Source organism: Bacteroides sp. AM16-13 (assembly GCF_003602705.1).
Lineage (GTDB): Bacteria > Bacteroidota > Bacteroidia > Bacteroidales > Bacteroidaceae > Bacteroides > Bacteroides xylanisolvens.
In genome coordinates this window covers 567-8,671 of sequence record NZ_QTLK01000053.1, presented here as the reverse complement: position 1 = coordinate 8,671, position 8,105 = coordinate 567, and the positions used below count along the sequence as shown (strand labels likewise).

The 8,105-nt window shown below is 33.5% G+C and carries 7 protein-coding genes; all 7 read right to left on the bottom strand.

The window, feature by feature from the left end; all coding sequences use genetic code 11:
• On the bottom strand, nucleotides 1-215 hold a 215-nt coding region (locus DW173_RS23335), incomplete at its 3' end, for an NVEALA domain-containing protein (protein ID WP_120145324.1).
• Nucleotides 216-1,284: 1,069 nt separating this feature from the next.
• Nucleotides 1,285-3,156, bottom strand: a complete 1,872-nt coding sequence (locus tag DW173_RS23325) for a glutaminase domain-containing protein (RefSeq protein ID WP_120145323.1) — start codon at nucleotides 3,154-3,156, stop codon at nucleotides 1,285-1,287.
• Nucleotides 3,147-5,153: a transglutaminase domain-containing protein gene (locus tag DW173_RS23320; RefSeq protein ID WP_120145322.1), complete on the bottom strand. Its 2,007-nt coding sequence runs from the start codon at nucleotides 5,151-5,153 to the stop codon at nucleotides 3,147-3,149. The genes DW173_RS23325 and DW173_RS23320 overlap by 10 nt, the downstream gene beginning before the upstream one ends.
• A gap of 19 nt (nucleotides 5,154-5,172) precedes the next feature.
• On the bottom strand, nucleotides 5,173-6,060 hold the full coding sequence (locus DW173_RS23315) for a DUF1573 domain-containing protein (RefSeq protein WP_008648125.1): 888 nt from the start codon (nucleotides 6,058-6,060) through the stop codon (nucleotides 5,173-5,175).
• Nucleotides 6,061-6,068: 8 nt separating this feature from the next.
• Nucleotides 6,069-7,118: a BF3164 family lipoprotein gene (locus DW173_RS23310; RefSeq protein WP_008648127.1), complete on the bottom strand. Its 1,050-nt coding sequence runs from the start codon at nucleotides 7,116-7,118 to the stop codon at nucleotides 6,069-6,071.
• Between the two features lie 335 nt (nucleotides 7,119-7,453).
• Nucleotides 7,454-7,681 carry a hypothetical protein gene (locus tag DW173_RS23305; RefSeq protein WP_008648128.1) on the bottom strand — a complete coding sequence of 76 codons (228 nt, stop codon included), beginning with the start codon at nucleotides 7,679-7,681 and terminating at the stop codon, nucleotides 7,454-7,456.
• 5 nt (nucleotides 7,682-7,686) lie between these two features.
• Nucleotides 7,687-7,929, bottom strand: a complete 243-nt coding sequence (locus DW173_RS23300; protein ID WP_004312299.1) for an NVEALA domain-containing protein — start codon at nucleotides 7,927-7,929, stop codon at nucleotides 7,687-7,689.
• Nucleotides 7,930-8,105: the final 176 nt, after the last annotated feature.

The following is an 8,105-nucleotide window of genomic DNA, read 5'->3' as shown; positions in this document are numbered from 1 at the left end:
AGACTATATCCGGTAGCAACATATTCTACTTTAACTTTTGTAACCGGACAATCTACAGAACCACTGCCCCAACAATTAGTAGGCACATCTTGCTCATCAGCTGCCAAAGCTTCAATATTATCTAATAATAATGTATTTACTCGAGGTTCTTTTAATGAGTAATTTACAGAAAGAACCGCCATCATCAAAATAGAAAAGAATAATAGTTTCTTCATATATACTATAGTTTTATCGATTAATTAATGAAAACGAAAGTAAGCAATTGGATTGCAACTGCCAATAAATTAATCTATCCATTTCTATCTAACCGAATCTATCCGCTATATACACTATCATAGAGATAAGGCTTTCATTCAAAAAATGCCTATTTCATCGGAAATTATAGTTTTTATTTGTTCCTTCTCTTTTCCAAGTAGTATTTTTCCTAAAAACAGAATGTTATTCTTTTCTATTACATACAATTATTATTCCGATCTATCTTATTTAATCTTTTAATTTTTCTCTTATATTGATATGCACCTATATTATATAACATCTTATTACGATACCATTCCTTACAAGCACCATATTGATTATTTTTCCAATAATATGTTCCAAACAGAGCCATCATCGAAATAAAAATACTACGCTCAAGATGGCTTCAACTCCTGTAAGAGTTATCACATCTACCATATTCTTTTTTGTCATTCGTATCAATTTCAACTTTTTTCATGCTTAAATCCTATCTATAGTGATTATAGCTTCACCCTTCACTTCTCCCTATTCATCGGGGATAGGTGGTGAAGGGGATTCCTTCACCACCTCTTCACCAGTTTCTTCTTATAGCTAATCCGATTTTCATTATAGCTAATCTAAATATCATTATAGCTAATTCAATTATGCTCATAGCATCTTGTTTTTTCTTCCTAAGGTTTGAAACAAACATCGGGATGTTTGTGAAAAAGACGCTAGATGATTGAAACAAACTTTTAGACTTTTGTAAAGCACCGCTTTAAGCAGGTTAAAGCTATGCTTTGCAACTCCTAAAGCACAGCTTTAGATTTTACAAAACAACACTTATCCGTAAAGGATGGGTGAAAGGTGGCCCTTCACCCGCTATCCCTCATGAATAAGGAGTTGTGAAGGGTGAAGGCTATATCGGTTTTTATCAATTTATGTTTCATTTTTCATTTGATTTTCTTCATAATTCTATCCCAACGATTTTTCTGATAAGGAAAATTAAAAACCAGCATATCATTTCTCTTAAAATTTCCCCATCCGGGCATCCGATGAATAGTGAAATCTTCATACGCTTTCTTTCAGCTGAATTAGTTTACGATAAGCCATAAGCCCCAACACGCATTTCACACGTTCATCATCCTCATTCAACAACCCTCCACAGGGATAAACTTCTTTCTTCATCTTCTCCCGCAAATAATCCGCCCATAAACACAACAGATTCCAATGCGCATCAGCATAACCGAAATCCTGTTCTGCTTCTACAATAGCAGTTATCATTATTAACATGTCAGCAGCCATCTCCACTGCATAATCATCAACTTTCACCTGACGATTAGCAATTGGGTAGATTCCTATATCATAAGGAGGATAACTTTTCCTCCAATAATCATTCTCGCAATATTCAAAAACCGGCTCCAAAAGGCCTTTCATCCAATCCATACGATTAAGAGACAATAAAATCGGAAAGTTACTATAAGATTCTCTCACATTGGCCAAAGTATCTCCAAAACAAAACAAATCACCACTTTGAGACATTACAAAACGATGCTCCGATATAAATTTTCGATAATCTAAAATCATCTGGCGTGCAAACGATGGGATTCTCGTTTGAAAAGCTCGCCTGTTCAATTGCCCATCCAACCTGTCACATTCCCTCATTAATTTCTTATAATTGTCACCGATAAACAACAAAGCATCCTTCAATTCTTTTTTTCCATCCTTATTCCAATAAGGATGTAGAATTTCCCCCTCATATTGCAAACCCTTCCCTTCATTAAAGCCAAAAAGTAATACACCCTGATCTTTCTTGTTTTTCCCCAGTTTCTGCGAAAGCAGCACATGCCCTTCATTATATGAATAAGCCGTTTCTTCAGCAGCTATCCCCATATACAAGCTATCAGACTTGACAATACACCAATCCTGTTCAGACAGGCTTTCTACTCTATTTTTCCCAAACATCCATTCTGTATCTATATCAAATAAAATTTCTACATCATGAATTTCTGATTTACCAGAATGAATTTGATAAGAAATAAAACCTACCGGACATCCCATTAAACATTGTTCTAGTAACAAAGAAGGAGAAACAAAATCAAGGTATAACTCAACATCTCCACATTGATAAATGTAATGAGTTTGCGTCGCTTGTACATTCATTTGTTTCAATATTGCCACATCCACATCGTTATAGGTTTTATTTTCCATGTACAATCCAAAATCCAACAGAGCATTTTCTTTCGTATTCCACCCATGTGCGGCTATCACATTATCGCCATTATGTAACTTTGCAACTACTTCATCGGAGAGTTGTTTACATTCAATTCTATTGCTAAAATAATCTACCTGATAAATAGGTTCTCCATTACAATAGATTTCTGCATGGTCATCACATTTAGAACAAACATATAATTTATATCCTTCCAATTTCTTTTTATCATTTATGTTAAAATGTCTGCGAATATAAATATCGGCTACGGTCCATGTTGAGTGAATAGGATAAGGACGATTCTCTGCTCCCCAAGCTCCTAACCCGTTATACCACTCCTTATCATCATATTCTTTCCGCATCCAATCATCCTTTGGATGCAAATAAGAGTATCTAGCAGGCCACCCACAATTAATTGTAGAAAGAGGTACTAGTGGAAAAGGACGCAACGAATCACCTCCCATAAAACGATAAGATTTACCATCTACTTTTAAAATTCCGATCATCGGAAACTCCTTATTTCTTGATAGCTTCGGATATTTTGTATGCAATGTATTTCCAACAGTTTGGATAGAAAAATCCGGTACCAATGCCATTAATGAATGATTGGACGCAATACATATAGGAATAACTTCATTCTCCTCTTTATCATTGCAACATGCATGTAAAGAAAAGATCATCCATGAAAATATTATTCTTATCCCCCACCCGATTTTGTTATTTATTTGCATATTTGCCTCCCGTTTTCATAAACAAAAATTCTTTCTTCCACCCCGCGAGTATGATTTCGCAATAATAAAAGTGTATTTTTAGGAACACCCGAATAAACCAATGAATCAGAAAGAGCTTGTTTCTTTCCCATTGATTTCCACTCCTTATCACAATAAAATAACTCGAATGTATCTCCAGGACGAATATAGTTATCTCTATTACGTGGTGTATAAACTATTCTATCTACCCGTACTTTCCTTCCCATATCTAACCCGCTCCAACCACCAGACGGTCTGGAATAGTTGAAAGAAGTCTTAGTTTTGCCATCAAAAACATTGTAATAATTCAGTCCTTTATCGGTATCTTCCAAAGGAGTTCCTATAATGCTTCCCCTCAAAGCAGAAGTGTCATTACATTCATAAAATTCAACTTCAGCCACGTTACAATACGTATTCTTGGCTCCAAAATATCTAAAATAACGATACTTCTTATCTGACCAACTCCGCACAACCGTTTTCAAACGACCGGGCACTTTTTGCACCATAAACAAAGTATCCTTCTCTGAAAAATCAGGCTGATTACTCCCTTCGAACACTCCTCCCAACATCCTTCTTCTAAGATGAATTTCTCCTTTAAAAATATTGTACTTAGAATACAATACTACATCTTGAGTTTCTTCATGTTTTGAATAAAAATGAAGTTCATTGGTATGCGGATCTACATAAAAAGGATCCGTTACAAGATGGAGCGCTCCTTCCTCATAAGTTGCTATCCGCATAATCATTCCTTTTTTTATATTCCTGAATATCATGTTGTTGACATCATATTCCGTCCAAGCAACTGGAACCCATTCATCCCGTTTACTTGCACACAAATAAGCAATCTTCCCGTTACATTTTTCTCTATATATTTTTGATGAAGGTATTTTAAATTCTTTTTTATAATAATAGGCATATCCACGAGTAACATCTACAAACTTTGGTAAACGCCAAAATGGATATAGTTCTTCTTCATACTTTCTCATTTCTTCATACATTTTTCTATTGACGCTAAAAGTATTCCTATATACCTTGGCCGTATTCTCCTCTTTATACCACATATTTTCACATTGTCGTTCAAAGGCTTTTGGAAAATCAGCAGCAAAAGCTTCTTGATTCTTATCCCATGCAACTAGCCAAAAATGTCCGGCATTCACGCCACTACGCATAGGTACAAAGTCAACACCACAGGGTATCCCTAAGGATCGGAACAAATAGATACCAAAATCCGTTGCCTCTCTGCAACTTCCAGATATATATTGTACATATCTAGGACCAATATGTCCCATAAGCGCAGGTGATGTAGAAGTAAAATAATGTTCTTTATCCAATAATCTGTCTCTCAAATATTTTGCAGCAACAATAGGGTCTTCTTTATCCAAAACATCAGACATCCTTAATGAATCCAGCAATGAATTATATTTTTCATAATACATTTCACGCCAATATTCGAGTGTTTCATCCTCAATGCGATATGGCAATATGTACTCACAAAAAGTTTCAAAAGAAACATTTTTGCCCCATGGTTGTTCTCGCCAAACTTTAAATGCCCATTCAATATTGTTACATAAATATGCGGAGTCCACTTCTCTTATATCATGTTTCTTTTCAGGTTCTCCTAACGGACCATATACTTTCTTGACTGAATCCGCAACCTGTTTCGCTGTCTGTCCTCTACTCTTTTTCAGCCATGCATAATAAGACTTATAGTTTTCTAACTGCTTGCTTGTTGAATAAGAGTAAAAAGGCATATTTTCAATTAGAAAACAAGCAGCTTTGTATTTTAGGCTATCAGCAGGATTCTTTTGATAATGACGGAGTACTTTTTCCAATTCTTTCCTGTTGTTTTTAGCAGATTGCAAAGCAGCTCCGAGAGGAGTTATCATTTCTTCTCTGAATGTAATCCTATCTATTATTTGCCATCCTAGCCAAATAAACAGCACCAAGACTATAAATTGAATATATCCCAAATACTTCATCAAACCTTTTCTTAATTATTCATTTTGCATTTCCACTAATTTTCAAATGGAACGGAGAGCCTTCTGCATTACAATACACGGTTATCGTTTTATCGAAATGCCCAGAATGTTCAGCTTGATATTCCACCTTCACTTTCAAATTTCCACCTGGTTGAACAGGTTCTTTAGAATATTCCACTGTAGTACACCCACATGGAGTATAAATTTCTTCTACAACAAACGGATTATCACCTGAATTAGTAAATGAAAACTCTACAAATTGCTTTTTTCCCCAATTAAAAGTTCCTATATTGAACTGATATGTAGATAAAACAACTGTTGTTGGAGTTCTACTATCAATCTCCTTCAACAGAGATTTTTTCCCTGTAATAATATTCAAATAAAGTTCTTTTATCTTAGGATTATGAATAGGATTGCCAATAGCAACTACCCTATTATTCTTATCCAACAAAAATGTTTGAAAGATCGTTTCTATAGGAAAATGATTCAACTTATTGATACTATCATGCTCATCAATACATACAGGATAATCAAAGCCTTCTTTCGTTAGTAAATACTCAATATTTTTCCTGCTCATAGGATGAATAAAAAAAAGAACATTACATGAAGGACAAGTATCTTTTAGCAATTCAATAAAAGGTTTCCATGCACTAAAACTTAAGTGACACCGCATACAACCGATTGAATCGACATATGTTAATATTTTGTAGTCACAATCTCTTTCATAATACCCCATAATTGTATCTCTAGCAAATTTCGTAAAAATAGGAACACTAGGAAAATCTATTTCCTTATAAGTCCATTCTTCAACTAACCTCTTTATTTTTTTTTCATCATGCTCATAACATGAAAACAAAGAAAAACATATAACAAAAGAAATCAGAGGGATAACAATCATTCTATACATATGTTTATCTATTTTATTTTAAATCTTATTAATTCAGGATCAGGCATATTAGAGAAAGCATACAACATCTCATCTTTATTATCCACACTAATCAGTGTAACTGGCACATTCAGTTCATACTTTTTTATGGCTTCTCCATTCCAATCAAAAACATAAATTATTGTTCCTGCAAGTGTTTCTAAACCATTTTCTTTAAAATTTTTGCCTGAATAAAGTCCATATACATATTTAGGAGAAATACACAAACTTATAAATGTACTATTATTGGAAGATGAAATTGGGGCAGCTCGCATGTCCCCTTCAACTTGAGTTTTATAAATAGGGTAGTTCATTTCATATTTCTTTATTAAAGAAATATCAGTATTATTTATTTTATAAAAATGAATAATTTCAGAAGTATTTACTGCATAAACAAATTTATCCATAAATGGATTTAAACGGATAATACCTTGATAAGCCATACCACGCAACCTGTTTGCTATTTGTTTCTCATCTCCATCTTTATATGGATATTCCATAAAATGCTCTTCTTCTATTAGTCCAGTACCCCAAAGTCTGAACATACAGTCTTCGTAAAATCCCAAAGATACAAAAGTATTAAATGCTGTAGGAAACACTTTAATAGTCCCAGGAATAGTATCTTTAGTTAAAACTGAAAAGTTCGAAATTCGATTTTTCACATCTGATATGTTCATAACATTCAAAGTCTTTTTATATAAATCATAAACACTTATGGAGCTCTTACCAAATAACTGTATATCAAAAGGCATTAAGAATTCATTAACACCTTGCCCTTTCTTTCCGAAATCATATATTGAATCTAGATCATTCAAATCGACCAAATGAAATAAACCATCTTCAGACTTCTCATCGAAAACAATAATTGCTGAATCACAATATATCATATCCATTGGAGTTCCCCAAATATAACCGTTTGATGGTATCTTTTCATATTCCAAGAATATCCTATTCGTAAACAAATCGTCTATTTGACAGTCTGTTTTAACATTTTTACATGCACAAAAGAAAATCAACACAAAAACATATTTCAATTTCATAATATACTAAATTCATAATAGTTTATAGAATATTTTTATAAAGCTATATTTTAATCGGCTTTATTTATGCATAACAAATCTAGAAGTTGTCAATACACTTCAATTGGGGCTGACTAAAAAGATTTTTTCACAATTACCCCTTCTCCAGATACCTGTAGAGGAGGTAAAAATCAAGTTTTCGACCTTTTTTATTCAGCCCCAATCCCAAGAGGATATTAAAAACCAACAGTTATAGCAATAATATACAGAATTATACTGATGAAAGTATAGTTTCAAACTCTAAGTAAATGTTAACAAGCATATTTTCCATGCACTTTCATCACCTTCATTAGAATTTATTGGTATAGTTTATAGCCCCTTATAGCTAGCCCATCACTATATATCACACAAATACCTGATGTAACTACACAAAAGTCAAAATCCACTTCCGCATTATTAGCTAACGCATCAACATTACAAAGTAACAAGGCAGAAGAGCTTTTAGTATTCCAATTATATATACTAAATGTAGATATAAACAAACAAATTATACCTACTACAACATATAAACTTTTAGCTTTCATAATATTTAAATATATGGACGATATTCACCAAGGCATGCACCCCAATCTCCTAACGTTCGACAAATTTGCAATCTTGTATAAACACAACCTATGCATTCATTTCCACCTTCTTTTGCATTAGCTAAAGCTTCCACATTGCTCAACACCAAGTCAGACAACTTCACATCATTCTGCGAAGTATATACATTATATCCCGCAATAGCAGCGACAGCAACAACTGCTATCACACCTAATACTTTCTTTTTCATTCTTCAATAATCTTTAAATTACATTTTATTTTTCTCTTCTGCATCTATCATTTCAACAGAATAGCAATAGTTTGCTACATTAATTTTTATTCTTATGTTTGCATCCGAATCTTTTTTAAAGATTTAGGAGCAGGTGATATGTAAGCAAATCCTGCAAGATAAACAAACTCATCATC

Coding starts and splice junctions, on each gene's coding strand:
- DW173_RS23325 (WP_120145323.1), bottom strand. CDS start 3,156: ATGCAAATAAATAACAAAATCGGGTGGGGGATAAGAATAATATTTTCA.
- DW173_RS23315 (WP_008648125.1), bottom strand. CDS start 6,060: ATGTATAGAATGATTGTTATCCCTCTGATTTCTTTTGTTATATGTTTT.
- DW173_RS23310 (WP_008648127.1), bottom strand. CDS start 7,118: ATGAAATTGAAATATGTTTTTGTGTTGATTTTCTTTTGTGCATGTAAA.
- DW173_RS23300 (WP_004312299.1), bottom strand. CDS start 7,929: ATGAAAAAGAAAGTATTAGGTGTGATAGCAGTTGTTGCTGTCGCTGCT.
- DW173_RS23305 (WP_008648128.1), bottom strand. CDS start 7,681: ATGAAAGCTAAAAGTTTATATGTTGTAGTAGGTATAATTTGTTTGTTT.
- DW173_RS23320 (WP_120145322.1), bottom strand. CDS start 5,153: ATGAAGTATTTGGGATATATTCAATTTATAGTCTTGGTGCTGTTTATT.